At 35.5% G+C, this 26,597-nt stretch carries 20 protein-coding genes and 1 tRNA gene; 7 read left to right on the top strand and 14 right to left on the bottom strand.

Features of this window, described 5'->3' with window-relative positions:
- Window positions 1–103 precede the first annotated feature (103 nt).
- Window positions 104–4,891: a translocation/assembly module TamB domain-containing protein gene (locus AC4FQ5_RS16325; RefSeq protein ID WP_491145010.1), complete on the bottom strand. Its 4,788-nt coding sequence runs from the start codon at window positions 4,889–4,891 to the stop codon at window positions 104–106.
- A gap of 4 nt (window positions 4,892–4,895) precedes the next feature.
- Between AC4FQ5_RS16325 and tsaD the strand changes: the two genes are divergently transcribed.
- From tsaD to AC4FQ5_RS16340, 3 genes are all read left to right on the top strand, one after another.
- On the top strand, window positions 4,896–5,912 hold the full coding sequence (tsaD, locus tag AC4FQ5_RS16330; protein WP_491145011.1) for a tRNA (adenosine(37)-N6)-threonylcarbamoyltransferase complex transferase subunit TsaD: 1,017 nt from the start codon (window positions 4,896–4,898) through the stop codon (window positions 5,910–5,912).
- Between the two features lie 70 nt (window positions 5,913–5,982).
- Window positions 5,983–6,393 (top strand): hypothetical protein, encoded by a 411-nt coding sequence (locus AC4FQ5_RS16335; RefSeq protein ID WP_491145013.1) that lies wholly within the window; start codon window positions 5,983–5,985, stop codon window positions 6,391–6,393.
- A 17-nt stretch (window positions 6,394–6,410) separates the two neighbouring features.
- Complete coding sequence (locus tag AC4FQ5_RS16340; RefSeq protein WP_491145015.1) at window positions 6,411–7,106, top strand: RsmE family RNA methyltransferase; 696 nt, start codon at window positions 6,411–6,413, stop codon at window positions 7,104–7,106.
- On the opposite strand, the gene AC4FQ5_RS16345 is transcribed toward AC4FQ5_RS16340, so the two are convergent.
- Both AC4FQ5_RS16345 and AC4FQ5_RS16350 read right to left on the bottom strand, forming a co-directional pair.
- Window positions 7,103–7,576, bottom strand: coding sequence for a hypothetical protein (locus AC4FQ5_RS16345; RefSeq protein WP_491145017.1), 474 nt, complete (start codon window positions 7,574–7,576; stop codon window positions 7,103–7,105). The two genes, AC4FQ5_RS16340 and AC4FQ5_RS16345, sit on opposite strands and share 4 nt — an antisense overlap.
- 99 nt (window positions 7,577–7,675) lie before the next feature.
- The gene (locus tag AC4FQ5_RS16350; protein ID WP_491145019.1) at window positions 7,676–8,347 is read right to left on the bottom strand and encodes a TrmH family RNA methyltransferase; all 672 of its coding nucleotides are present in this window, start codon (window positions 8,345–8,347) and stop codon (window positions 7,676–7,678) included.
- Between the two features lie 83 nt (window positions 8,348–8,430).
- On the opposite strand from AC4FQ5_RS16350, the gene AC4FQ5_RS16355 reads away from it, so the two are divergent.
- The 3 genes from AC4FQ5_RS16355 (at window position 8,431) to AC4FQ5_RS16365 (ending at window position 10,759) form a co-directional block, all read left to right on the top strand.
- On the top strand, window positions 8,431–9,447 hold the full coding sequence (locus AC4FQ5_RS16355; RefSeq protein ID WP_491145021.1) for an asparaginase: 1,017 nt from the start codon (window positions 8,431–8,433) through the stop codon (window positions 9,445–9,447).
- A 56-nt stretch (window positions 9,448–9,503) separates the two neighbouring features.
- Window positions 9,504–9,590: transfer RNA gene (locus AC4FQ5_RS16360), tRNA-Ser, on the top strand.
- A 329-nt stretch (window positions 9,591–9,919) separates the two neighbouring features.
- Window positions 9,920–10,759, top strand: a complete 840-nt coding sequence (locus AC4FQ5_RS16365) for a GLPGLI family protein (RefSeq protein WP_491145022.1) — start codon at window positions 9,920–9,922, stop codon at window positions 10,757–10,759.
- Between the two features lie 245 nt (window positions 10,760–11,004).
- Here AC4FQ5_RS16365 and AC4FQ5_RS16370 read toward each other — a convergent pair whose 3' ends face one another.
- From AC4FQ5_RS16370 to AC4FQ5_RS16390, 5 genes are all read right to left on the bottom strand, one after another.
- On the bottom strand, window positions 11,005–11,703 hold the full coding sequence (locus AC4FQ5_RS16370) for a hypothetical protein (RefSeq protein ID WP_491145024.1): 699 nt from the start codon (window positions 11,701–11,703) through the stop codon (window positions 11,005–11,007).
- Between the two features lie 159 nt (window positions 11,704–11,862).
- Window positions 11,863–13,305: a TolC family protein gene (locus tag AC4FQ5_RS16375; RefSeq protein ID WP_491145026.1), complete on the bottom strand. Its 1,443-nt coding sequence runs from the start codon at window positions 13,303–13,305 to the stop codon at window positions 11,863–11,865.
- Window positions 13,289–16,486, bottom strand: a complete 3,198-nt coding sequence (locus AC4FQ5_RS16380) for an efflux RND transporter permease subunit (protein ID WP_491145027.1) — start codon at window positions 16,484–16,486, stop codon at window positions 13,289–13,291. Before AC4FQ5_RS16380 ends, AC4FQ5_RS16375 begins: the two co-directional genes overlap by 17 nt.
- A gap of 7 nt (window positions 16,487–16,493) precedes the next feature.
- Complete coding sequence (locus AC4FQ5_RS16385) at window positions 16,494–17,576, bottom strand: efflux RND transporter periplasmic adaptor subunit (protein ID WP_491145110.1); 1,083 nt, start codon at window positions 17,574–17,576, stop codon at window positions 16,494–16,496.
- Between the two features lie 142 nt (window positions 17,577–17,718).
- The gene (locus AC4FQ5_RS16390; protein ID WP_491145029.1) at window positions 17,719–18,108 is read right to left on the bottom strand and encodes a hypothetical protein; all 390 of its coding nucleotides are present in this window, start codon (window positions 18,106–18,108) and stop codon (window positions 17,719–17,721) included.
- Between the two features lie 246 nt (window positions 18,109–18,354).
- Between AC4FQ5_RS16390 and AC4FQ5_RS16395 the strand changes: the two genes are divergently transcribed.
- Complete coding sequence (locus AC4FQ5_RS16395) at window positions 18,355–18,735, top strand: hypothetical protein (RefSeq protein ID WP_491145030.1); 381 nt, start codon at window positions 18,355–18,357, stop codon at window positions 18,733–18,735.
- 34 nt (window positions 18,736–18,769) lie between these two features.
- Here AC4FQ5_RS16395 and AC4FQ5_RS16400 read toward each other — a convergent pair whose 3' ends face one another.
- The 6 genes from AC4FQ5_RS16400 to glmS all read right to left on the bottom strand — a co-directional run bounded on the left by AC4FQ5_RS16400 (window position 18,770) and on the right by glmS (window position 26,578).
- Complete coding sequence (locus AC4FQ5_RS16400) at window positions 18,770–19,801, bottom strand: NAD(P)/FAD-dependent oxidoreductase (protein ID WP_491145032.1); 1,032 nt, start codon at window positions 19,799–19,801, stop codon at window positions 18,770–18,772.
- 54 nt (window positions 19,802–19,855) lie between these two features.
- Window positions 19,856–20,794 carry a type IX secretion system ring subunit PorN/GldN gene (gene porN / locus AC4FQ5_RS16405; RefSeq protein WP_491145034.1) on the bottom strand — a complete coding sequence of 313 codons (939 nt, stop codon included), beginning with the start codon at window positions 20,792–20,794 and terminating at the stop codon, window positions 19,856–19,858.
- A gap of 24 nt (window positions 20,795–20,818) precedes the next feature.
- Window positions 20,819–22,411: a type IX secretion system motor protein PorM/GldM gene (gene porM / locus AC4FQ5_RS16410; RefSeq protein ID WP_491145035.1), complete on the bottom strand. Its 1,593-nt coding sequence runs from the start codon at window positions 22,409–22,411 to the stop codon at window positions 20,819–20,821.
- A gap of 39 nt (window positions 22,412–22,450) precedes the next feature.
- Entirely contained in the window at window positions 22,451–23,143 is a 693-nt protein-coding gene (gene porL / locus AC4FQ5_RS16415) for a type IX secretion system motor protein PorL/GldL (RefSeq protein ID WP_300352584.1), read from the bottom strand.
- 61 nt (window positions 23,144–23,204) lie between these two features.
- Window positions 23,205–24,617: a T9SS ring complex lipoprotein PorK/GldK gene (gene porK, locus AC4FQ5_RS16420; RefSeq protein WP_491145037.1), complete on the bottom strand. Its 1,413-nt coding sequence runs from the start codon at window positions 24,615–24,617 to the stop codon at window positions 23,205–23,207.
- Between the two features lie 107 nt (window positions 24,618–24,724).
- Window positions 24,725–26,578: a glutamine--fructose-6-phosphate transaminase (isomerizing) gene (gene glmS / locus AC4FQ5_RS16425; protein WP_491145039.1), complete on the bottom strand. Its 1,854-nt coding sequence runs from the start codon at window positions 26,576–26,578 to the stop codon at window positions 24,725–24,727.
- Between the last annotated feature and the right edge of the window lie 19 nt (window positions 26,579–26,597).

Raw genomic sequence — 26,597 nt, forward strand, 5'->3', positions numbered from 1 at the left:
GATAAATTTTTTACAAAATTAAGAAAAATAAATTAACTAAGAAAAATATATTAAAGATTAACAATAATTAACACATATGACAAAAATCATTCAAAGATTCAGATTATTTAACCTGTGATTTTACGGAATCTGTTTTTATTTCGTTATTGACAGGCACCTGCTTTTTATCTTTTTTCTTCTTTTTAAAGAAAGAATTGAAGCTTCTACTCCACACAACACCGCCTCCATAAGCTTGATTCGCAGAGCCGTTTGTTCCTACAGTACCAACACCCATCCCGATATTGGTAGGTTTTGAGTATCCCCTTAGCAATAATGTACCGTCATTTTTTTTAGAAATATCATACTCTATAGTTCCTTCACCAGAGAGATAATTGGTTTCTGTAGCATCCGTTTTATTTAAAGGAATACCAAGACCCGTCTTTACGGTAACTCTTGGCGAAAGATCAAAGCTGACTCCGGCATTTGCACGATCTCCTATATTAGAATTCTGATCTGCTTTTACATAATTCAAATCAATCTGAAACTCATTACTCATCGTATTCAGTACAGAGCCCAGCTGTTTCAGGATCATATTATACCCAGAAGATTCTGCCACATTACTTGCATTAAAAGTCACTCCGCCCGTACTCGATTCATTAAACATATTGAGCAAAAGTATTGAACTGAACTGTAATACATTTTCACCTTCTGTCTGATTGATTTTTGCCGCCAGAGTTTCTTTAACCTGACTTGAAACATCTAAAGCCGTAACATTAAGATCTATTTTTGGATCAGTAAGAGTATTGGTAATTTTTGTTTGCAGCAAAATACTGATTGGCTGAAGATTTCCCATATTAAGATATGCCCCTGCGTTGGAAACCATTCTTACATAATTGGCTGTGATATCAAGCATTGGTTTCATTGCATCACCGTCCCAGCGTATGCTGCTGTTTTTCTGAATCTGGAATGTTCTGTTCAAAATTGCTTTGGAAACAAAAGTTCCGCTGTCTACCATATAAGCACCATTCATTGCAATATTTCCCTGTCTCCCCATCTGGAATCTTAAATCATCCGCAATACCTTTCACAGTAATATTCCCGACGTCATCACCTACCAAAACGTTTACCGTAGTTCCTTTGTCAACATCAAGGCTGAAGTCGATATTCATATTGGCTCCGGATTTTTTCTTGTCTTCCAATGTTACAAGACCGTCTTTCCCTTCTTTCAGGAATCTCAGCATTTTAAATTCTTCAACATTTGATGTAGAACTTGAATTAAAAGTAAATGTACTTCCATTCAGAGCCTTCATATTCGGGGTAGATAAATTTAAAGCAGAAACAGGACCGTCAACATACAAATCACCCTGCCCATAAATTCTTCCCCAGAAAAGATCATATTCCTTTTGAGTAGTATTCAGCATCAATAAATTATCAGCTCTCATGACAAGGTTGACTCCCATTGAGGATAAAGTTTCAAACTGTATTGCCCCGGAAATCGTTCCCTGTGAGTTTGATCTTCCATCATGTACACCGATATTGTTCAGGATCGCCAAACCTTTTGAAAGTGGGATCACGGTATCATCAAACGAATAATCTACACCCGTAAACAGAAGTTTTAGTCCAAATTCCTTTAAACCTATGTCTCCACTGTAATCTAAATTTTTCAGAGTTCCGTTGATTTTTAAATCGCCGGTTGCTTTCCCTCTTAAATTTCCGAAAATAGTCTGTACAAACTGTTGCGTAAAAGCCAAATCAAATTCACGAAGTTCTGCTGTCAGATCGATTGTCGGAGAAGCTGTGTTATTATTGACCGTTCCAGTTAAATGAAGGTTATTATTACCTATTACTCCGGCAGAAGTCACTTTCACATCTACATCATAAACATTAAGTGAATAGCCATTGACAGCAGAAATGGTAAGATCTCCCATGTCATTTCCGTTCATCATAATATCATCAACAGTCAGATCTACGAGGGGCTGCAAAGTATTTTTATCCATCTTGATCTTCACGCTCCCATTGGCTAATCCTTTAATATCCATAGGATTTCCTCCAGCCTGCATTTCGAGAAGTTTTTCAATTGCAAAATCCTGAACTTCAGCATCCACATAGAAATCTTTTGCTGATTTAAATATTGATTCATTAATCAAGAGTGAGCTTTTATCTGAATAAATTCTAAGATTCCTGACTTCAAAATCTTTTGTATTTTTCCGGTAGCTTATATAATGATCAAGCTCAGGACTTGTATCAATTGTCCATTTGACATTATTAAAATTAACTTCAGTCGGCTCAAATCTGAAAATATAATCCCCTTCCGGATTTGTTGACTGATTAAAGTTGACCGCATAGTTTTTCAGATTGTCATCAAGCTCATCTTCAGGACTGCCATGCTTAAAGCTTGTTGCAATTCGTAATGTTGTATTGTTTTCATTCTTTCCGGTGAGAAGAATGTCTTTCAGAATATTTTTATTGTACTCTACCCTTTTGATTTTGGCATAAAGCTGCTGATCAAGATTTGCCGTGTTGATTCTCACCATCACACTATCAACTAAGGCACTGTCTCTCGTAACAACATCCCTTTCATTGATTTTATAATCAGGATTTGCATTCGCCAAAGCCATATCTGCATCCGTAATTTCTTCCTTTTTGGTCATTACATATTTCAGTGATGCGGCGTCGAGATTTAAAATTAAATTATTTGAATTTCCGTCATATTCACCTTCAACAGTTGCTCCTTGAGGAAGCTTGAGATCCGGCATAAAATAACTTACCAAACCTTGCTGAACATCGAAATTCATTGCAAAATTTTGTCCGCGGTACAGTTTTCTCGGTGGTGGACCCACTAAGATTTTACCTAAACCATTTTCCACCATTCCTGCCAAATCAGCAAGATTATACTTACCTGAAATTTTACCATTTACAGCTCCCGGAGCATCTACATCAATTACGCGGTTTCCACCTTCTATAAACGTTTTTATCTTAGCGTTAGGAATCTGATAACGCTGTGTAGCAGTTGCAAAACTGATATTATTTGCCACAACGTCAAGATTTAAATCATTCACATTAGTCATCGCCATTTTTCCGTTTACCTGACCGCTTACAATCTGACTTCCGGATTTACCAGTGAAATAATTCATGTTCAGATGCGTAACGTTTGCATCAATATTTGCCGAAATTCTTTTAGTGCTAAAATCAATCAAACCTTTTACAGTTGCTTTTGCCTGTTCATCATTAACTGTTATTAAACCGTTGTATTTTCTGTGATCAAGCAAACCATCCAGATTCAGATTATTGATTTCCTTATTCATGATATCAATGCTTGAAATCTGAGATCTTGTCCTGATCCGCATCGTATTGACATCAAAACTCTGCCCGTCAATATTGAATTTTCCTGAAATAAGCCCCACCGTTTTACTTTTGGTAATCACCGAGGTATTTAAATCTCTTACTTCTGCGTAGCCTTTGTATTTAGGCATTGCAGTGCTGAAATCTGTCAATGAGAAATTGGTGATTTTTGCCTGTCCGATTCCTGTCATCAGATTTCCTGAAGAAACATACACTTGTTTTGGAGTTACTTTTACATCTCCATTGTATTTTAGTTTTCCGAAATCATCAGCGAAGTTTTTCATTTTCTTCGAAATGAAATTCGGCATCATCGCTTTCAGATCTTTGTAAGTGAAATCTGCGGAAAGATTATTGGTTTCAATTAAAAAATTACCTTTCAGCAAATTGGTAATATTCATTTTCTGAGTGGCAATGTTCACTGAAGGATTTCTGATCAGGAAATTATCTAACTTAAATTTATTTAGCGGACCAGCCATTTTTCCGCTAATGTTGAAAGGAATATAATTGTCCCAATTGGTCACAAAATAAGAAATATCGTAACCGCTTAACTGGCTTCCCAGCTTAAGATTCATATCCCATTTTACCTTATTGGTAAAATCTGCCCACGAACCTTTATTGAGATTAAATTTAATATCTCCCTGAAGAAGCGAATGATCAGTATTTAAGGTTAAGTCTTTAAGAAAAAGAAAATCTTCTGTCATCGAAAAATCTGTAGAAAAAGTATCTACAAAATGCGCTTTCCCCCATCTTTTGGTGGTAAATGTAAAATTATTGATGGTTGCATTGATATTTGCACCATTCACTTTTACTCGTGGAGCAATCAGATTGACATTGGTTGCAGTCAGCCATTTGCCAGGCTCTCCCGGAGAATTCTGATTGACAATAGAAACTTTAGAATCTAAAATCTCCAATCTTGAATTTAACTGAAATGGTGGTTTTGTAGGATCTTTCTTTTTACCACTGTCAAAAAGCTGTGTAAATCGTATGAAATTTGAAATACTGTCGCCTTTGTAGGTAATAACTTTTATATCTGCATCTTTCAGAGTCAGCCCGTTAAAACTTAAAGAATTGTTTTTTCCGATGTTGGTTGCCAAAGAAAACCAGTCAGAATTGGCTTTAAACTCTCTGGCTTTAATGAAATCTAAATTTTTATAATCTTTTATTCTTAAACCTTTAATCGTCACATCACCGAAGAAATCAACCTCTACACTTTCGGTAGACATTTTTGCCTTAAAATCTCTGTTAACAATCTGTAAAGCCTGATCTGCAGCCCATCTTTTGGTAACCGGAAGATTGATGGCGATAAAAATAAGAACAACAATTGAGAGAAGCGTCCAGAAAAGAATGAGCAAAAGTTTTGCCCACCAGGAATAGCTGGTAACATCTTTTGCAGCCTGTTTACCAAATTCCTGAGCGGTATCAATCGGATGATGAATGGCATCAGAAGCAAGCTCAGAAGCCTCTTTCACAGTCTCCTGAACATTATCAACCGTCTTTTGTACCTGATCTCCTAAGTTTTCAGCTACTGATTTTTTATGCTCATTTTCGTTATTATTCTCTAACTTTGCCATTACTATGAGTGACTCTATAATTTTAGGTATCGAATCGTCTTGTGACGATACTTCAGCAGCCATTATCAAAGGAAATTCTATTCTTTCAAATATTGCCGCAAACCAGGAAATCCATAAAGAATATGGAGGTGTGGTTCCTGAGCTGGCGTCACGAGCTCATCAGCAGAATATCATTCCTGTAGTAGAAAAATCCTTTACCAAAGCAAATATACAACAAAATGCAATCTCTGCCATAGGCTTTACCCGTGGTCCCGGACTTTTGGGATCTCTTCTCGTGGGAACTTCTTTTGCTAAGTCTCTGGCTATGAGTTTAGACGTTCCTTTAATTGAAGTAAATCACCTTCAGGCGCATATTTTGGCGCACTTCATCGACGATGCAAATCCTGTGCCGCCAAAATTCCCTTTTTTGTGTCTTACAGTAAGCGGCGGACATACGATGATTGTCTTGGTGAAAGATTATTTTGACATGGAAATCATAGGCAAAACGATTGACGATGCAGCAGGTGAAGCATTTGACAAAATCGGAAAAATTTTTGATCTTGATTATCCGGCAGGACCTATTATCGACCGTTTGGCAAAAGAAGGAAATCCTGATGCTTTTAAATTCAATAAACCTAAATTAGAAAATTACGACTACTCGTTCAGCGGAATCAAAACTTCAGTTTTATATTTCATTCAGAAAGAAGTAAAGAAAAATCCCAATTTCATTAAAGAAAACATGAACGATCTTTGTGCTTCGGTACAACAATGCATCATTGAAATTTTAATGAATAAGCTGGAGAAAGCGGCGAAAGATTTAGACATAAAAGAAGTAGCGATTGCTGGTGGAGTTTCTGCCAATTCAGCTTTAAGACGAGTAATGCAGGACAATCATGAGAAATTAGGCTGGAATATTTACATCCCAAAATTTGAATATACAACCGATAATGCCGCAATGATTGCAATGGTTGCCCAACTGAAATTTGAACGTGGAGAATTTACGGATCTAAGAACAACAGCAATATCGAAATACGATTTGTAAAAGAAATTTTCTTTCCCCAACCCTAAAAGTAGAAAATTCTATAAAATAACGGATTAAATAACATCTACAGATGAAAGTATTATTAGAAGAAAAAGTATTGGTAACGCATTCTAAAAAAAACTCAAAATATTATTGGGTTTTAGAAACCATTACAGGAAAAAATGAAGTAACAGAAAAATCTGAAGACGAAGATTATTTAATGACTAGTTCAGAAATAGGATATGTTCAAAATGTAAAGGAAGAGATTATCGAGAAGATCAACTCAGAAAATGTATTTAGTTTTGCTTACGAACCGAAAGAAGGAGATTATTTATCCATCAAAAATAATTTAAGAAAAAACGAATATCTGAATTTAATTTTTATGAATAACAGGTGGATTGAAGAGATTTACGCTTGTTCATACAGAGATTGTGACGGCGATATTTATACCACGATAAAGACCGGAGTGGCATTTTTAAGCGATAATGAAATTACGTTTTAAAAAATAATAACTTTTCTATGAAACTTTTTTTTGGAGAAATCAATAACGGAAAAGCAATCATCAACGACGAAGAACAGCAACACATCGTGAAAGTTCTTCGTATGAAAGATGGTGAAGAAATTCATGTGACCGACGGAAAAGGAAACTTGGCTTCCGGAAAATTAATGATTGAAGGTAAAAAAGCAGGAATCGAAGTTTCAGAAATCAAAACTGAAACTCCAGATTTCAGTCCGAAACTTCATATTGCGATTGCTCCGACAAAAAATATTGACCGCATTGAATTTTTCGTTGAAAAAGCAGTCGAAATGGGAATTTCTGAAATTACGATTCTTCAGACCGAAAAAACCGAGCGTAAGAATCTGAATATTGATAAAATCAGAAAACAGGCAATTGCGGCGTCAAAACAAAGTCTGCGATTTCATTTTCCTGTTATTAATGATTTGATTAAACTACCTGATTTTCTAAAAAACGTAGATTCAGAAAGTACTTTTGTAGCGCATTGTAACGAAAATTTAGAAAGAATTAATTTACATAATATTCCAAAATTGGAAAGCTACACTTTTCTGATTGGTCCTGAAGGTGATTTTTCAGATAAAGAAATTCTATTTTTGGCTGAAAAGGGAATTAAAGCTGTTTCACTAGGAAGTCAAAGATTGAGAACAGAAACTGCAGGAGTTTTTGTGGCAGCCTGGAATTATAATAAGATGATTTAATTTCTATTTTTATCTTTCCCTTTAATTATTGGCCACGTAATTCCGATATGACCTGTATTAATGGGCAAACTTTCAGCTTTTACTAATCTGAAATTGTAACCGATATAAAACTTACCACCCCAACCGCCAATTCCAAAATAAGGCATTATTCTCGGGACAAATTGTTCGAAATTGGTTTGAAGCTGTATTTCAGTACCAAAAGTGAATCCTGCTCCAACACTGATTCCAACTTTGGGAGCAACAAAAAAATCATATTTATCGCTCAGGCTAAAATCACTTCCAATATAATAAACTTTTGAACCACCGTGATGACCGCCATATTTGAAAACCCTAGCATAAGCCAATTCTATCGTATGCATTTTTCCGGCTTTCCATGTTTCTGTATTGTCTTTTGCATCGCCGGAAAAATGATATCCAGCCAAAAATGCGGGATAAATAGAGGTCTTCATATTTCCTCTATTATAAAACATCGAATCATTTTTTGATTGTGAAAACAAAAATCCTGAAAAAAACAGAAATAAAAGAGGGAATAATCTCATTATAATGATTTAAAATTTTAATAATAACTTTTAAAAAGTCAAATTATTATCCCTCAAATACTTTCCAAAAATCTGCTCACCACTTCTGATTGAATTTACAGTCCATCGGATTTTCATTCTCAACAGTTTTTCTTCATTAAGTTTGTAATCAATATCAGATTTCATCAGCTTTTGTTTTAACTCGTACATACAAATTGAGGCAGCAACCGAAACATTAAAGCTTCTTGTAAAACCATACATCGGGATCGCTAAAGTTTCATCTGCAAAATCTAGAATTTCCTGAGAAACGCCTTCCATCTCAGTTCCAAAGACTAATGCAATCGGTTCTGTAATTTCATATTCAGGTAGCATTTTTGCGTTATTTTCAAGAGAAACAACGACGATTTTGTAGCCTTTATCTTTAATTTTCTGGAAAGATTCCATATTTCGGGGTAGTTTTTCTACTTCAACCCATGTATCTGCACCTTTTGTTACTTTGAGGTTCGGTTCGAAATTGTTTTCTTCCTGCAAAGCCAATACTTTATGAAAACCACAAGCTTCCACGGAACGCACAATTGCAGCAGCATTTCTAAACTGATATACATCTTCCAAAACCGGAAGCACAAAATCTGAACTTTCAGGAGCGAAATGCTCAATCTTCCTCAATCTTTCATCCGTTAAAAACTGCTTTAAATACTCGTAAGTTTTTGCTAAATCTTCCATCTATTTTCAAATCTTTGCAAATTAACGTAATTTTGAAATTCTGAACCTGAAAAGAAACTCAAAATCTTTAATTTAAAGTAAAAATGAAGCGAAAAGTCCTTCTTATTTATACTGGTGGAACGATCGGTATGGAAAAAGATTACGAAACCGGAAGTCTCCGTGCCTTTGATTTCGGAAATATTTTTGAGAAAATGCCCGAAATGAAGCTGATGGAATGCGAAGTTTTTGTACATCCTTTTGCAAAACCGCTCGACTCTTCTGATATGGGACCTGAAGAATGGAGAATTATCGCCAATTACATCTTTGATAATTATAAAAAATATGACGGATTTTTGATTCTTCACGGGACAGACACGATGTCTTATACTGCTTCAGCATTAAGTTTTATGCTAAAAGGTTTAACAAAACCTGTTATTCTTACAGGTTCACAACTTCCGATCGGAGATTTAAGAACGGATGCGAAGGAAAATCTTCTGACAAGTTTGTACTACGCAAGTTTGTATGAGCAAAACGAAGCCGTGATTCAGGAAGTAGCGATTTATTTTGAATATAAATTATTGAGAGGAAACCGTACCCTGAAATATTCTGCTGAGTACTTTGATGCCTATTCGAGTCCGAACTACCCTATTCTGGGACAATCCGGAGTGCACCTTAAAATTGATAAAGACAATTTATTCCGTTGTGACGGGAGAATTGAATTTCATGTGGATGCGCATATTTCTGAGGATGTTTTGTTCTGGAGAATTTTTCCCGGAATGAAGCTGAATCATTTTAAAGAAATCCCGAAAATGAAAGTTCTGATTTTGCAGGTTTTTGGCTCAGGCACGATTTTCAGCAGTCAAAAAACGTTGGAAACTTTGCAGCAAATCAGAAATAACGGAACTGAAATCGTGGTGGTAAGTCAGTGTATTTCAGGAGGCATATCGTTTGGAAAGTATGAGAATAGCAATATTTTCGCAAAAATAGGAGCGATCAGCGGAAAAGATATGACGGCAGAATCTGCGATCACAAAATCGATGCACTTAATTGATAACCCAAATTACAAAGGAAGTTTTGCCGATAATTTTTCAAGAAATATTTGCGGAGAAATCAGTGAATAGGAAATAAGAATTTGTTAATTCAATAAAATAGCCTATTTTTGCAGTCTTCAAAACATAGAGAGGTGTCCGAGTGGTTGAAGGAGCTACCCTGGAAAGGTAGTATACGGGTAACTGTATCGTGGGTTCGAATCCCATCTTCTCTACATAGCAGGAGAAATGATTATTATTATCGTTTCTCCTGTTTTCTTTTGTTGGCAACTCATTGTTAATCTGAAAAATAAGATTTACGATGATGTTAATTCGGGTGGTTCGATAACGATTTCTGTCAAATTCCATTTTTTCGGGGAAAATCGAACCGATAATTTTCCTTTTAATCGCAATTCCCACTTCCGAGTACGTTTTCCAGATATTTGTAAGATTTTCAATAGCCTTACAAATTTATTGAAATCAGCAAATTGATTCATAAATCTGAAAATTTCCGGGATTATTTTGTAATTTCCGCTAGTCTAACCTTTTAAAATATTTATATAAAATGATTAGAAAAATTATAATTATCAGTACCGTTTTAATTCCATTGTTTTGCTTTAGTCAAAAATATTTTTTCATCTATGAGTATACCTTTAAACCTGACTCCTTACATTTGGAGAAAACCGAAACTGAATTAATGGGATTACTTATAGATAAAAATGAATCAACGTACATCAGTCTGAAAAAATTGAAAAGAGATTCGGCAATTACACAGAATATGGAGTCAAACAGAACATCTTCAAATATGTCAGTTTCTTTAACCACTTTTCCGAAAGAAAAAGTTCCTGGTATTATTCAGAAAAATTGGCAGTCAAATGAAGCCGTATCCTACCTGTCTGTAAATGGTGACAGGTTTAAAATCACTCAGCCTATTGCATATAACTGGCATATACAAAAAGAAACAGATGAGATACAAGGTAAGAAATGTCAGCTGGCAACGATGGAATATAAAGGTAGAAGATATAATGCCTGGTTTACCAATGAAATTCCCTTTTCCGAAGGGCCTTATAAGTTCGCAGGACTTCCTGGTTTAATTGTAAAGATCGAAGATACAAAAAAACAACATATCTGGGAGTTGAAAGGTATTGAAAAGTTCAGAAGTATGAAATTCAACTTTTCAAAATATATTCCTATTTCTGAAATACAATACAAAAAGGCCCTTGAAAATTACATCAAAGATCCAATGAGTAAAATGAGAGAACTTAGGCAAAGATATGGTATTACAAGCTTAACATCAACTTCTCCCGACGGCAATTCATACTCAGATGCTGATTATGAAAAAATGAGAACCCGGGAAGTAAAGGACAACTTTAAGGAAAACAATAATTCTATTGAACTTGATTAAATGGCATCCTTAGCCTATGTATATAATCTCTCAACTGAATAATAGTTATAAAAAAGTTGAAATTATCACGAATTTAATTCTAATAATACCTTCAAATCATTGACTAGTTGGTCGATATTTGTCCATTATTGACTACAAAACAAAAACCAGATCGATTGATCTGGTTTTTTGCTTGAAATGCAATTTCAAAAAGTGCATTTCAAAAATATAATGAAGTGAATAAATGTTGATATTAATTGAATTAATCAATTACAAATCGTCAGAAAACTGTGACCTCTCATGTGGATTTTCATCATGGCTTCAGATCTTAGTTCGGCATAAATGCTTTTTTCGAACGCTTCCACAGCTTTCAGTTTCTGGTCGATAAAATCTGCAATTCTCACTACCGAAAAATAAAAGTTCCTGTACAATGCCATATCAACTGTACTTCCAAAATGAGACAGAAAAGCCTTTAAAAAAGGAAGTTTTTTCTGATGCAAATCATAATCGAGACAATATCCTGTTTTTTCTTTTGCCGTGATGATTTCGTAATGATTGATGTAGTTTAAAATCGTCTCATTTTCTTTCATCGAAATTTTATTTTTCTGAAAGTAATGATGAATTCTGTCTAAAATATGTTGAGCATATTCCATCATGCTGATGGTTTTCAACTCGGAAACGTTGTTGATTCCGGTTTTGAAACTTTTTGCATTACCATGATTCATGTTGAATGAAATCCCGAAGTTTTCATGGTACGGAAAGAAACAGTTTTTCACTTCAATCATTGCATCTGCCTGCAATCGGTCTTCAGAAAAGTTGTAACACAAATACGGTTTGTACATCTCTTTTACATGAAGTAAAAAATCTGTTTCATTCGTATTTTGGTCGTTTTCAAACCACTTTTCAAGATTGTTATAATATTGATTTTCGAATTCTCTGAAACTTAAATAAAACGGAATTTCCATAACTCTTAATATTTTATACTGCAAAGCTATAGGTGTAATGCGACAAAACTTGACGTGTTTTATTTTGAAATTTAATTTTATTAAAAAAAAGCCCGGCTCTGAAAACAGAACCGGACTTCACGATTGAAATAATGATATATGAATAAAAAACTAACTTACTTACTTCCAGCCGCCACCTAAACTTTTGTAAATATCGACAACAGTGCTTAACTGTTTTTCTTTCGCTTCGATCAACTCCATTTTTGCGTCTAAAGCATCTCTCTGGTTTAATAAAACTTCCAGATAATCTGCTCTTGAATTCATAAAAAGCTGATTCGCAATATTGATAGATTGATCTAAAGCCTGAGTTTCCTGAGACTTTAACTGATAATACTGATCAATGTTTTTCACTTTAGACATCAGGTTTGAAATATCCAGATATGCATTCAGAATAGTTTTGTCATATTCATACAATGCCTGAATCTGTTTTGCATCTGCTGTCTGGAAATTGGCTTTGATCGCACTTTTGTTGATCAGTGGTCCTGCCAATTCGCCAACTAAACTTGTAGCGATTGACTCGGGCAATTTAACCAGATAAGAAGGTTTAAAAGCTTCCAAACCTAACGTTGCTGAGATTTCCAGAGAAGGATAAAACTCTTTTCTTGCTGCTTCAACATCTAATTTTGCCGCATTTAATTCTAATTCAGCCTGTTTAATATCCGGACGATTTGCCAATAACTGCGACGGAATTCCCGTATATACTGTTTGCGGAATGATAGACATAAAACTTTCTTTCGTTCTCACAATTGGCTGCGGATAACGGCCACAAAGTGCATTGATCTGATTTTCTTTTTCCGTGATTTCCTGACGAATTGTGTATTCCGTAGCTTTTGATTTTGCCAGTTCGGCTTCAAACTTTTTCACTGCCAACTCTGTTGCAGCTGCGGCCTGCTTCTGAATTTTTGCAATTTCTAAAGCTCTCGTCTGCAATTTGATGTACTGCTGAATAATATCCAACTGATTATCCAACGCCAACAATTCGTAATAATTGTCAGCAACTTCCTCGATCAGATTAGACAGAACAAAGTTCTTTCCTTCTACTGTTGAAAGATAATGAGCTACTGCAGCATCTTTCTCAGTTCTCAATTTTTTCCAGATATCGATTTCCCAGTTTGCCATCAAACCTCCTTCAAAATTCCCAAGTGGATCCGGCATTTCTTTTCCTGGCTCGATTTCAGTGGATGCGTCTCCGGCTCCTTCACTCGTGTAACGACCGGCTTTACTTACTCCGGCTCCTAAACCTGCTCTTACAGACGGACTTAATCTTCCCTTTTTGGCAACAATTCCGCTTTTGGCAATCTCTATTTCCTGAAGCGTAATCATTAATTCCTGATTATTTTTCAGAGAGGTTTCGATTAAACTAACCAAATTTGGATCTGTAAAAAACTGTCTCCAAGGGGTAGTTCCGCTGTTGTTATTAACGTCCTGTTGTTCATTTTGACTAAAATTCTCAGGAATTGTATTTTTTACTTCATCCTGAATAACGGTCGCCATTGGCGCCTTACAACTTGCTAAAACAAGCGATAAGGCGATGGCTGCTATATATTTATTGTAAATCTTCATGTTTATCATCGTGTTGGTAAGGTTCTGTTTGTTCAGTTAAAGGATTTTCTTCTTCATATTTTGCCAATCGGGATTTATCGGCAATGGTTCCGAAAATGTAGTATAGTCCCGGAATAATCAGCAGTCCGAAAACGGTTCCAATAAGCATTCCTCCTGCTGCTGCTGTACCAATCGTTCTGTTTCCAACAGCTCCCGGTCCGGTTGCCATGACCAAAGGAATCAAACCAGCAATAAATGCAAATGAAGTCATCAAAATCGGTCTGAAACGGATGGCTGCTCCTTCGATGGCTGCTTGAGCTACAGGAATTCCTTCTTCGGCTTTTTTCTGAACGGCAAATTCAATGATCAATACAGCATTTTTACCTAAAAGTCCGATGAGCATAACCATTGCAACTTGTGCGTAGATATTATTTTCTAATCCTAATAATTTTAAACATAAAAACGCTCCGAAAATACCTGTAGGCAACGAAAGAATGACCGGAAGAGGAAGAATAAAGCTTTCATACTGCGCTGAAAGAATTAAATAAACAAATCCTAAACAGATCAGGAAGATGTAAACGGCTTCGTTCCCACGGCCTACTTCATCTTTTGAAATTCCTGCCCAGTCGATACCGAAACCTCTCGGTAATGTTTTATCGGCAACTTCCTGAATGGCTTTTATTGCCTGTCCGGAACTGTAGCCCGGAGCCGGAGTTCCGCTCACCTCAGAAGAATTGTACATATTATGTCTTGTAATCTCGGAAAGACCATACACTTTTTCCAAATGCATAAAATCTGAATACGGAACCATCTGATCTTTATCGTTTTTCACATATAATTTCAATAAATCACTTGGCAAAGCACGATATTGTGGACCCGCCTGAACAATCACTTTGTAAGGTCTGTCGAAACGGATGAAACTGGTTTCATAGTTTGAACCGATTAATGTTGACAAATTATCCATTGCTTTCTCGATGCTTACACCCTTTTGTTCGGCTAAATCATTATCAATTTTAAGCATATACTGAGGGAAACTTGCAGAATAGAATGTGAATGCAGAACCTAGTTCCGGACGTTTTTTCAATTCTTTCACAAAATCTGTACTTACCTGTTCCATTTTTTGGTAATCACCGCTTCCTGCTTTATCCAAAAGTCTCAATTCAAATCCACCTGCAGCTCCATAACCTGGAATAGAAGGCGGCTGGAAAAATTCAATATTGGCTCCCGGAATATTTTTGGCTTTTTCTTCAAGCTTTTCAATGATTTCGGCAGCAGATTCTGAACGGTCTTCCCAACTTTTAAGGTTAATCAAACATGTTCCTGAATTTGAACCTGTTCCTTCCGTTAGAATTTCGTAACCAGCCAATGAAGAAACTGATTGTACTCCGTCAATATCTTCAGATTCTTTCAATAATTCTTTGGCAATCTGATTCGTTCTTTCTAGTGTAGAACCAGGTGGCGTCTGAATAATTGCATAAATCATCCCCTGATCTTCTCCCGGAATAAATCCTGAAGGCAGTGAGTTGCTTAAAAAGTAGGTACAAGCACAGAAAAGCAATAATAAAGGAAGTGTGATGAACTTTTTAGTAACTGTTTTATTCAGCAGCTTCTCATATTTTCCTGCTCCTTTCGTAAATACATTGTTAAATTTATCTAAAAGAATCGTGATCGGACCTTTCTTTTTAGCTTTTCCGTGATTGTTTTTTAGAATTAAAGCACATAAAGCCGGAGTCAAAGTCAATGCAACAACTCCCGAAAGAATAATCGACGAAGCCATTGTAATGGAAAACTGGCGGTAGAAAACCCCAACCGGACCAGACATAAACGCCACCGGAATAAATACAGCCGCCATCACCAATGTAATTGCGATAATTGCACCGCTGATTTCATGCATTGCTTCTTCAGTCGCCTTTAATGCAGAAAGTCCTTTTTCTTCCATCTTGGCATGAACGGCTTCAATCACAACAATCGCATCATCGACGACAACACCGATTGCCATTACCAATGCGAAGAGCGAAATCATATTTAAAGTGATTCCAAATGCGGACATCACCGCAAATGTTCCTACCAACGAAACCGGAACCGCAATTGCAGGAATCAACGTTGAACGCCAATCTCCAAGGAATAAAAATACCACAATCGCTACCAAAATAAAGGCTTCAAATAAAGTATGAACCACCTTTTCAATCGACGCATCAAGGAATCTTGAAACATCATAACTGATATCGTAATGCATTCCTTTCGGGAAATTGGTTTTTTCAAGATCCGCCATTAAGGTTTTTACATTTTTGATAACGTCACTTGCGTTTGATCCGTAAGATTGTTTTACAGTAATCGCTGCAGAAGGTTTTCCGTTTAATGTAGAATAGATATCGTACATCGAAGAACCAAATTCGATATCGGCAACATCTTTTAATCTTACAAATTCTCCTGCTGATTTAGCTTTAAGAATAATATTTCCGTAGTCTTTTTCATTATTAAAACGTCCCGGATATTTTAAGATATACTCAAATGACTGAGAACGTTTACCCGAACTTTCACCTGTTTTACCTGGTGAAGCTTCCAAACTTTGTGCGTTAAGAGCTTCCATTACTTCATCTGCTGAAATATTGTAAGCCGTCAAACGATCCGGTTTCAGCCAAATACGCATTGCATATTCTCTAGTTCCCAAAATATCGGCAAAACCAACTCCGCTTACCCTTCTCAATTCTGACATCACATTGATATCTGCATAGTTGAAAAGAAATTTCTGATCAGCTTTAGGATCGTCACTGTACAAGTTAATGTACATCAACATATTCGGTTCTTCACGGGTGATTTTCACCCCTTCACGAACTACCAATGGCGGAAGTTTATTTACAACCGAAGAAACACGATTTTGAACATTAACCGCTGCAACATTTGGGTCAGTTCCCAAATCAAACACTACCTGAATAGATGTTTCACCATCATTTCCTGCGTCGGAAGTCATGTATTTCATTCCGGGAACACCATTTAAACCTCTTTCCAACGGAATAACAACAGATTTAATTAATAATTCGTTATTTGCTCCGGGATATGTTGCGGTGATATTTACTTTTGGCGGAGAAATCGCTGGAAACTGAGTGATTGGAAGTTTCATTAAAGATAGAACTCCCATAAAAACAATAATCAGCGAGATTACGATTGACAGAACAGGTCTGCGAATGAATTTCTTAAACATAATTCTTCTATTCTGCTTTTAATTTTAAAGACTGAAGAACTTTCTTCGGATCCTGGAATTTCACTTTTACCTTCTGATCGTCCTTCACTTTTTGAACACCTTCCAGCAAGATTTTTTCGTCCGGAGAAATTCCTGAAGAAACAACATAGATGTCTGGAAGTTCATAAGACACTTTAATATTTTTAGATTTTGCAACACCGTTCTTATCAATCACGAAAACATATTTCTGATCCTGAATTTCGTATGTCGCTTTCTGCGGAATGATCAAAGCATTTTTAAGCGGTAAAGTCATACGAACTTTTCCTGTTTCGCCGTTTCTCAACAACTTTTCAGGATTTGGAAACTTGGCTCTGAATGCGATGTTTCCTGTTTCGTTGTCGAACTGACCTTCGATCGTTTGAATTTCTCCCTGCTGATTAAACATTTCACCATTTGCCATCATTAAGCTTACGCTCTGGCTTCCGCGATCTGCAACGTGAGTTTGATAATTAAGATATTCTGGTTCGGAAACATTGAAGTAACTGTAAATATTGGTATTATCTGAAAGTGTTGTCAAAAGATCACCTTCATCAACCAGACTTCCCAATTTCAATGGAATTCTGTCAATTACTCCGGAAAACGGAGCTTTAATATCTGTAAACGAAAGATGGATTTGTGCTAATTTCATTTCAGCATTCGCAGCATCCAATTTAGCTTTAGCCATTGATCTTTCATTTTTAGAAACAATGTTGTTGCTGGCCAATGTGCTTGCATTTTTAAGCTCAATAGAAGCTTGCTCAACTTCTGCTCTTGCCTTCAACAATTCTGCCTGATAAATCTGCGGCATAATGCGGAACAAAGTTTGTCCGGCTCTTACATACTGACCTTCGTCAACGTAGATTTTCTCAAGGAAGCCTTTTTCCTGAGCACGGACTTCGATATTCTTCACCGACTGAATCTGAGCGACGAAATCTTTGTTAATAATCGTATCCATCTTTACGGGGGACGTCACCGGATACACAGAATCTTCCTGTTTTTCTTCCTTCTTTCCGTTGCAGCTAAAGAACAACAGAACCGCGCTAAGTACAGCGCCTGAGACAACTCTTTTCATCATAATCTAGAGTATTATTAAAATCGTTAAATGTTAGTTTGAAATAAGTAATTTACTGGAATTTCACATTGTGAAATAAGAATTTGCACAACGTAAAGCTTCCTGCCCGTTTAGAGCAAAAAATAATCGAAAAAAAGAAATTTTAAATTCTGATAGAACGGATCAGAATGAAAGTTTTTACAAAACTGAAATGCTGTAAAAAATTTGAAATTGAGGGTTTGAACCTTTTTTTGAATAATAGTCCAAACGAATAAATCAATCCGAAAACACATGCAAAAGTCATTACTGCCTGCAGATTATCTGCCAACTGAAAATCGTCTTCTGCTACATCAAATGAAAAATCACTCACAAAATCAGAAGATTGCTGAACAGAAAATTTCTGTACTGAATGATTTAATTGATTTGTTTTTTCGGGATAATTGTGAGAAATATGACCTGAAAAGTCATTATACAAAGTTTTGACATTAAGTTTGCTTTCCACCACGAACAGCAGAAAAAGGGCAGTCAAAAAATATACGATGGTATTTCTCATTTCAAGTTGCAAATGTAAGCGGAGATTCTATTACTTAATTCAATGTTAACAAAGTTTAACTCTCCTTTAAATAAGCTAAAAAACGAATGACAGAAACAAAAAATTACATTTAACATAAAAAAATCATTCAAATCTTATCTTAAAATTCTTTAATTTATTAAAAATTAACATATTTTAAAGAAAAATAATTGTAATTTTGTCGAACCACATCAATATTATATGAAATTCATAAAACCACAACTAGAAATGAAAAAATCAGTTTTTGGATTATTAGTAATCCTCACATTAGCAGCATGTAAGCATTCTGCTAAAGATCCCGATCTCGCAGCTACCAATACAGAAACTGCTGCTTCAACAGATAATATCACAAAGCAAACTATTTCTGACCGTCACGGCGATGAAATGGAAATTATCATGAATAATACCAAAGATATTGTCACTGTACATCTTAATGGAAAGACTTACGAGCTTAAAAAGAATCATGAAAATGCCGGATTTTCTACAGAAGACAACAAATATCTGTTTACAGATACAAAAAATGAAGTTACCTTTCTGCAAAAAGATGTAGATATGGTTTTATTTCACGGTAAAAAAAATCAGGCCGAAACTAAAATGGCTTCACAATAAAACAAAAAGGACACTTTATAAGTGTCTTTTTTGTTTAAAACCTGTCTAAAGAAATTTCGTGCGGCAGATCAATATTATTTTCTATGAAATCGTACAAGCTTTTTGAAAAATAGCACCCGTTAAGAATCCCCCTTGCTCCAAGACCGTTAAAAACATAAAGATTATGATGGTCAGAATGTCTTCCTACAATCGGTCTTCGGTCTTTTACGGTTGGTCTGAAGCCGAAATGAACCTCTTCTATGACAAAATCATTCGGATAGAATTCAGACAAACCATTTCTTAATTGCTCAACTGCAGAATCGTCAATATTTTCATGCATTTGCTCTCTGTCATACGTTCCGCCATAAAAGTATAAATCTTTATTTAAAGGAAATAAAAAATGTTTCTTTTTGATGGTTATATTTTGAGGTATTGGTTCAGCAAGCTTGACTCTGATGTGGTGTCCTTTATTCGGAATTACCTGAATGTCTGAAAAATACGGATTGTTCTTAACAGCCATTCCCTCACAAAATACGATGTTTTTAAATTTAAAATTGGGGTATGTAGATTCAGCGATATTTAATTGACTATAATTAAATCGCTCCTTAACTAATTGAGAATTATTTTCATGAAACTTCATTAGATCATTGAAAAATCCATGAACGTTTAATCTTGCCGACTGCTTTACAATTCCGGTATTAAAATCATTTTTTACATCCTTTAAATGCTTAAAATCTTCATTTAAAAAATTCGAAAGCTCTTCGGTTTGTGATTTTTTAAGCCATAATTTCTGTTCATTTTCATCATGGAAAATCCTATGAATAAAAGCATTGATTAAATAATTTTCTCCGGTGTACTTTTCAATTTCATCAAGAGAATTTTTGAGAAAATCTAATTGTTGCTGAGCCAACCAAAAAGTAGTAAACTTTTTAAGAACCACAGGATTTACAATTCCTGCAGAAATCTGAGATGCACTTTTTCTCCCTTCAGAAAAAATAACAAATGACTTTTTATTTTTGGTAAGCTGATGAGCTAAAAACAAAGCTGCATACCCGTCTCCTACAATGATATAATCTACATTTTGCATAATAAAAAAACCTGAGTAAAAGTACTCAGGTTTTTTATAAATATCAAGTGAAATCTAGTAATTCCACATATCATTCTCCATTTGAAGAATCTGTTCTTTGATTTTGTCGCTTTCTTCCAATTGCTCTTCAGCATTTCTAGGGATGTAGTCTTTAATAACTCCATCACCTAAACCGTTTGAAGATTTGTAGATCACAGAAGAAAATCTTCTAGCATTGATTATATCATCAAAAGATAAGTCTGCAGATGAGTTCTTTCTATTGAAAACGTAATTGTTTGCTAAAATCTCTCTGGCTTTTGGATAGTAAACCCAGAATAGATCAACTAAATCATTTGCACCATCCATCAACTTACCTTCAGCATCTATTCTACCTAAAGATGTTGGATCAGGACCCATGGCTGCAATACCAAGCGGTCTGTATTTCATCTGACCATCTCTTTTGTCGATAAACCACATTCCCATAATCTTTAAAACCTTTACTTTGTCAGTAGTAGTTCTAATCTTATCAATTAACCTTTTCTTTTCCTCATCAGTAAGATTTCTTCCAGAATTTAGAATTTCGATAGCTTCATCATCCATTCTTTCACTTTCAAGCTTACTCTTGATTCCGTCTGGAGTTAATTTTGTGGTGAAATTTTCATCATCATACACTTCTTCAATTTCGCCGCTCATAGCAGCGTCTAAAAGAATTTGATATAAAGATCTTGTATTTTTAGAAAGCAACCCATCCGGGTTATCATAATAGAACGGTTGATTGATTTTATCATTCATATCGATAATCTCCCAAACCATCATGCTTTTCAAGACGTCTTTTTGATCTACAAAACCGTACTCAAGTGGTTTAACTTTATTGCTAATAACAGTATCTCCCACTTTCATCATATTTTCAGATCTCATTTGTCTGAATTCTTCTGGAGAAGATGCATTTAGAATAGACTGTGAGAATGCAAACCCAGAAGCTAATACTAAAAGACTGCTTATATATTTTTTCATAATATGATTTTTCAAATTATAATCTTATTGAACATTAATCGTTACTGGAGAAAGTTCTTTTAATTGTTGATTGCCTAAACCAGTAGCAGTAACTTTGATATCATAAATTTGTACAACATCACCAGATCTTAGGTTTCTAATTAAGCCTTCAGCAGAAGACAATGAATTTCCTTGAATCATGGTACCCGCTCTTCCTGGCAATTTCAAAATGAAACTATTAACAGTAAATGATACAGGGAAATCGAAATCAGGTAATGTAGCAGTAACAATCTGATTAGGTATCGAAGTAGCTGGCATAAAGTTTACTGCTTTTCCTCTGATCTGACCTTGTGGCTTAGGAATACCTTTGATTCTGTATTCAAATACCTGTGATACTGATTTTCCTGTTGGATCCGTACCTGACAATGTTAATTTTACTGTAGTTCCAGTTGAAGGAATAACGTTCCATTTACCCTTTCCAGTATTCTTCACTACAGCTCCTGGAGCAGATAAAGATAATTTAGCATTATCAGCACCTAGAATAGAACCCGTTACTGGGTTTTCTAATCCTCTGTACATTACATTCATCTTATCGGCAGAAAGTAATAGACCTTGTTCAAGTTTTACTTGTTGTGGACCAGCAATTACATTATACGTATGCGTGAATGGGAATTGCTGAGCTTTTCCTGTTGCATCTGTTAAAGTAATTACACCACCAATCTTTCTCTCTCCAAGACCTCCGGTATTTAAAGGAAGATATCCTTTACCGTTTTCTTGTCTGCTTACACCGCTGATGCTGATTTTATTACTGTTAGAATAAGTTCCCAACATAATAACCGCTTCAGCTTTTTTACCAGACTGAATGTCTGAAGGTGCTGAAACAATAGCTTCATACTGATTAAACTTAATGCTTGCATCAACTTTTTCCTGAAGCATTAATGCTAATGCATCAGACTGTACGTTTCTTGCATCATTCTGAATAATTTCTAAGTTTGAGATCGCAGCGATAAGCGGCTGGTGATAGAATTTATTCTGGAACCATGTTTTTCCGTTCGGAGATTTCCCTTGAGGATATTCGGCAACAATAGATCTGTTTGCTCTATCAACCAATTTTAATAATTGTGGGTTATTTCCAAAAGTAGAAACAATATACGATCTTACTTCATCCATTTTCTTTTTAAGCTCTAAAGCTTTCGGAGAGGGGCTGTTTTCATCACCCTCTTTAAAGAAATATTCTGTTGTTGCTTCGTTATTATTCAGTGCAGAAAAATTCTCGCTGACATCCATATCTTTTCCAGTTTTTGGATCTTTGTCAAAGAATTCTGAATTTTTTTTCAAAATTACTTTAACATCTTCCGCAGCACTAACTAAACCGTCAATTTTACTTTTTAAAACCTTGTATTGTTCCCAAGGCTGTGCATAAGTATCGGGTACCTGTTGAGCTTTTGCTTCCAGAGTAACTTCAAAGATATCCTGATTTTTATCTTCAGTTAAGTGTCTTGTTTCATTCAATGCTCTTGTAGAGTCGTAATATGATCTGATGATTTCAACATCAATGTTTAGGGCCATCATTGCGATGAACACCAAATACATTAGGTTGATCATCTTCTGACGTGGAGTCTGTTTTCCTTTTGCCATTCTCTTTTCTTTAGTTTTTATTAAATTAATGGTTTAGGATTACGACTTCATTGCAGTTAACATACCACCGTAAACTCTGTTTAAGCTGTTTAAGTTTGTGGTTAAACCTTGTAATTCTTGATTAAATTTTTCTGAATGCTCAGCAGATTTCTGCATATCTTCTACGTATTTTTTAGCAAAATCAGATTGTCTCTGACCGTTTTCTAACTGCATTGCATATAAAGCGTTCATACTTTCCATGTGCTGAGCAGCTTTGTTTAACTGATCGTTATACTTATGAGTAGAAGCAGAAACATCAACGGTCTGATTGATCTGATCTACTGAGTTTGAAAATTTATCAATTCCGGTTCTCAATCTGTCAAATAATTGTACATCAAGTTTTGCATCCTGAAGCATTTTATCCAATTTAGTAGATAAAGAATTTTCTAATTCTGCAAATTGAGCATTAGCATTTTTAGCAGAAATATTTGAATGTAGAGGGTTTGGGTTCGCATGTTTGTCTAATAATTCAGGGTAAACATTTTCCCAGTGGTAAGACTCTTCAGCTGCTGGAGGGTCAAAAGCGAAAATAATAAAGATAATTGCCTCTGTAACAAGCCCTACTGTAAGTGCGATGTTACCGTTAATTGGGCCAAATGAAATGTGAGTAATTTTAAGCCAAGCTCCAAGAATTACAATTGCAGCACCGAATGAATAGAAGAAATTCATCCAAGCATCTTTAGTCTTAAACATATAAGTTAGTTTTTTTTAATGTTAAATAAAATTGTTTCCGAAAATAATTGATTGAAAATTCTTATCTGTTAATTCTTTTTGCTTTAACAGCAGCCTCAGGAATATCCTGTACTGTTCTGAATCCGATGTAACTTCTTGCAGAGTCTTTCATTTCGAAATCTCTGTAACCAGTCATCAACATATAACCAACATCTTTCCAAGAACCACCTCTTACAGATCTTTTAGCATCTTCTTTATCTTTAGTAGAAGGATTTAAAGTTGAAGAGAAACCGTAAGATGAATTATTGTATGCAGATTCTGTCCACTCAGAAACGTTTCCGGCCATATCAAACAATCCGAAACTGTTTTTCTTGAATTTTTTCACAGGAGCAGCATAAGTATAAGTACCTAATTTCTCATCTTCCATATAATTACCTCTTTTTGGCTTGAAGTTTGCAAGATAACAACCTCTGTCATCCATCAGGTAAGGACCACCCCAAGGATAGGTTGCATTTTGCTTACCTCCTCTTGCAGCATATTCCCATTCCATTTCAGTTGGAAGACGGAAAGTCAATGGTCTTTGTTTTCTTCTTTTTAAACTTTCGTTATAATCAGATTTTAATTTAGATCTGAAGTTACAATATGCTCTAGCCTGATCCCAAGTAACCCCTACAACAGGATAATCTTTGTAAGCTTTGTGCCAGAAATACTGTTCAAATAATGGCTCATTATAAGTAAAATGGAAATCTTTAACCCAAACTGTAGTATCAGGATAGATTGCTATGCTTTCACTTCTAAGGTAGTTTACACCTCTTTCGTTTTCTGCAAGTGCAACATCCATATCTCCCCACTTATAATTATATTTTAATTTGCTCACGTCAAGAAGTCTTTCGCTGCCTACTCTTGAAGAAGCAGGTAAGTACATAGATTCTAAAACTTCAGCATATTCTACATCAGGATATTTAGAAGTATTCCAGTGTAATGGAATTTTCCAGTCTAATCTTTTTGTATCATCAAAACCTTCTCTTCCACCTGCTCCTTCAAGATACTCCTGATAAGCAGTAAGATTTTCTTCTTTTTTTGCAAGGTATGCATAATCTCCGATTCCTGTACCTTTGCCACCACCTTCTCCGCCTTCTCCGGCAGCTTCAGCGAGCATAGTTCTTGCAATAGAGTCTCTTACATAGTTAATAAACACCCTGTATTCTGCATTTGTAGTTTCTGCCTCATCCATAAAGAAAGATGATACAGTCACGGTTTTCAATGCTGCTTTTTCAGGGCTGTCTGTGAAATCCACATCAGCTAAACCTGCAACGAAAGATCCACCAGGAATGGCAACCATACCATATGGTCTTTCTGCAACAAATGATTTTGTTTTTTCTCTAGGTATCAATTCCCCTTTTGTTCCTGGCTTCCCAACAGAAGAAGATCCACCACCTGAACAAGATACCGATGCTACCGACGCAGACAATAATAAAAGAAATATCCTTTTCATGTTAATTTTTATAATTAAGCCGTAAATATATAATTTTTTTAAGAAACTTTTAAGATTTTTTTCAGAATAACGAAAAAAATCTAAATTTATTTTATTTGCAAGTATTTTTACTCTACAGTTACAGATTTTGCAAGGTTTCTCGGCTGATCAACATTTGCGCCTCTGTATACAGCGATATAGTATGCCAACAACTGTAAAGGAACAGATGCTACAATTGGCGAGAAGCATTCTGAAGTTTCAGGAATCTCAATTACATAATCTGCCATTGCACTTACCTGAGTATCTCCTTTATTTACCACAGCAATCACTTTTCCTTTTCTTGCTTTAATTTCCTGTACATTACTTACAATCTTATCATAATGCCCTTTTTTAGGGGCAATAATAACGATTGGCATATTTTCATCAATCAAGGCAATAGGACCATGCTTCATTTCTGCGGCGGGATATCCTTCTGCATGAATGTAAGAAATTTCTTTTAGCTTCAAAGCTCCTTCCAAAGCCGCAGGATAGTTATAGCCTCTTCCTAAATACAGGAAATTGGTAGCATTGATAAAATCCTTAGCAATGCTTTGAGTTAATTCATGAGTAGCTTCTAAAACTTCTTCAATTTTCTTAGGAATGGCATTTAATTCAGCAATTAAGCTCATAAATTCCGCATTCCCCAAATTACCGTTATGCTTTCCTAATTTTAATGCAATAAGCGAAAGAATAGTAAGCTGTGCAGTAAATGCTTTAGTAGAAGCAACCCCAATTTCCGGACCTGCATGGGTGTATGAACCTGCATCTGTAATTCTTGCAATTGAAGAATCAACAACATTACAGATACCATAAATAAAAGCTCCTTTTTCTTTTGCAAGCTTTAATGCCGCCATTGTATCAGCAGTTTCTCCTGACTGGGAAATTGCAATGACTACATCTTTGTCTGTAATAATCGGGTTTCTGTATCTGAATTCTGAAGCATATTCAACCTCTACAGGTACTCTGGCAAATTCTTCAATCAAATACTCACCAATAAGACCTGCGTGCCATGAAGTACCACAAGCAATAATGATGATTCTATTAGCATTTTTAAATTTTTCAAGATGATCCCAGATTCCGGCCATTTTAATAATTCCTTCTTCAACGAGAAGTCTTCCTCTCATCGTATCATGAATTGATTTTGGCTGTTCAAAGATTTCTTTAAGCATAAAATGCTCGTACCCCCCTTTTTCGATCTGCTCTAAATTTAATTTAAGCTCCTGAATTTCCGGAATAATTTTAGAATTATCTTTAATTGTTCTGATATCTACGCCATTTTCCAAAGAAAGAATCGCCATATGACCTTCTTCTAAATAAATAGCTTCTTTTGTGAATTCTACAAACGGAGACGCATCAGATGCAATGAAGTATTCTTTCTCACCAATTCCGATCGCCAAAGGAGAGCCTAGTCTTCCTACAACCAATACTCCTGGATAATCTTCATGCATTACCGTAATGGCGTATGCTCCGTATACTTCATTTAGTGCATATCTTACTGCTGTAGGAAAATCTGTTTCAGAATTCAGATCCATAAAATACTGCACAAGATTTACCAAAACTTCTGTATCAGTTTCTGATTTGAAACTAAAACCTTTGTCTGTAAGCATTATTTTAATGGTATCATAATTTTCGATGATCCCATTGTGAACGATTGCAATCTTACCGTTGTTTGATAAATGAGGATGAGAATTTCTATCACTTGGTACACCATGTGTTGCCCAACGTGTATGCCCCATTCCCACTTTTGCAAATCCTTTTAGTTTACTTGAAATATTTACAAGATCATCAACTTTACCTTTTGTTTTTTCAACGTCAAATGCATTGTTTTCGCCTTCCAAAACGATTCCGGCACTGTCATAACCTCTGTATTCTAGTCTTCTAAGTCCGTTTATAACTATATCATAGGCATCCTGAAAGCCCGTATAACCAACTATTCCGCACATAACTTATTAGTGTTTTTTT

Source organism: Chryseobacterium sp. DT-167, assembly GCF_058310155.1.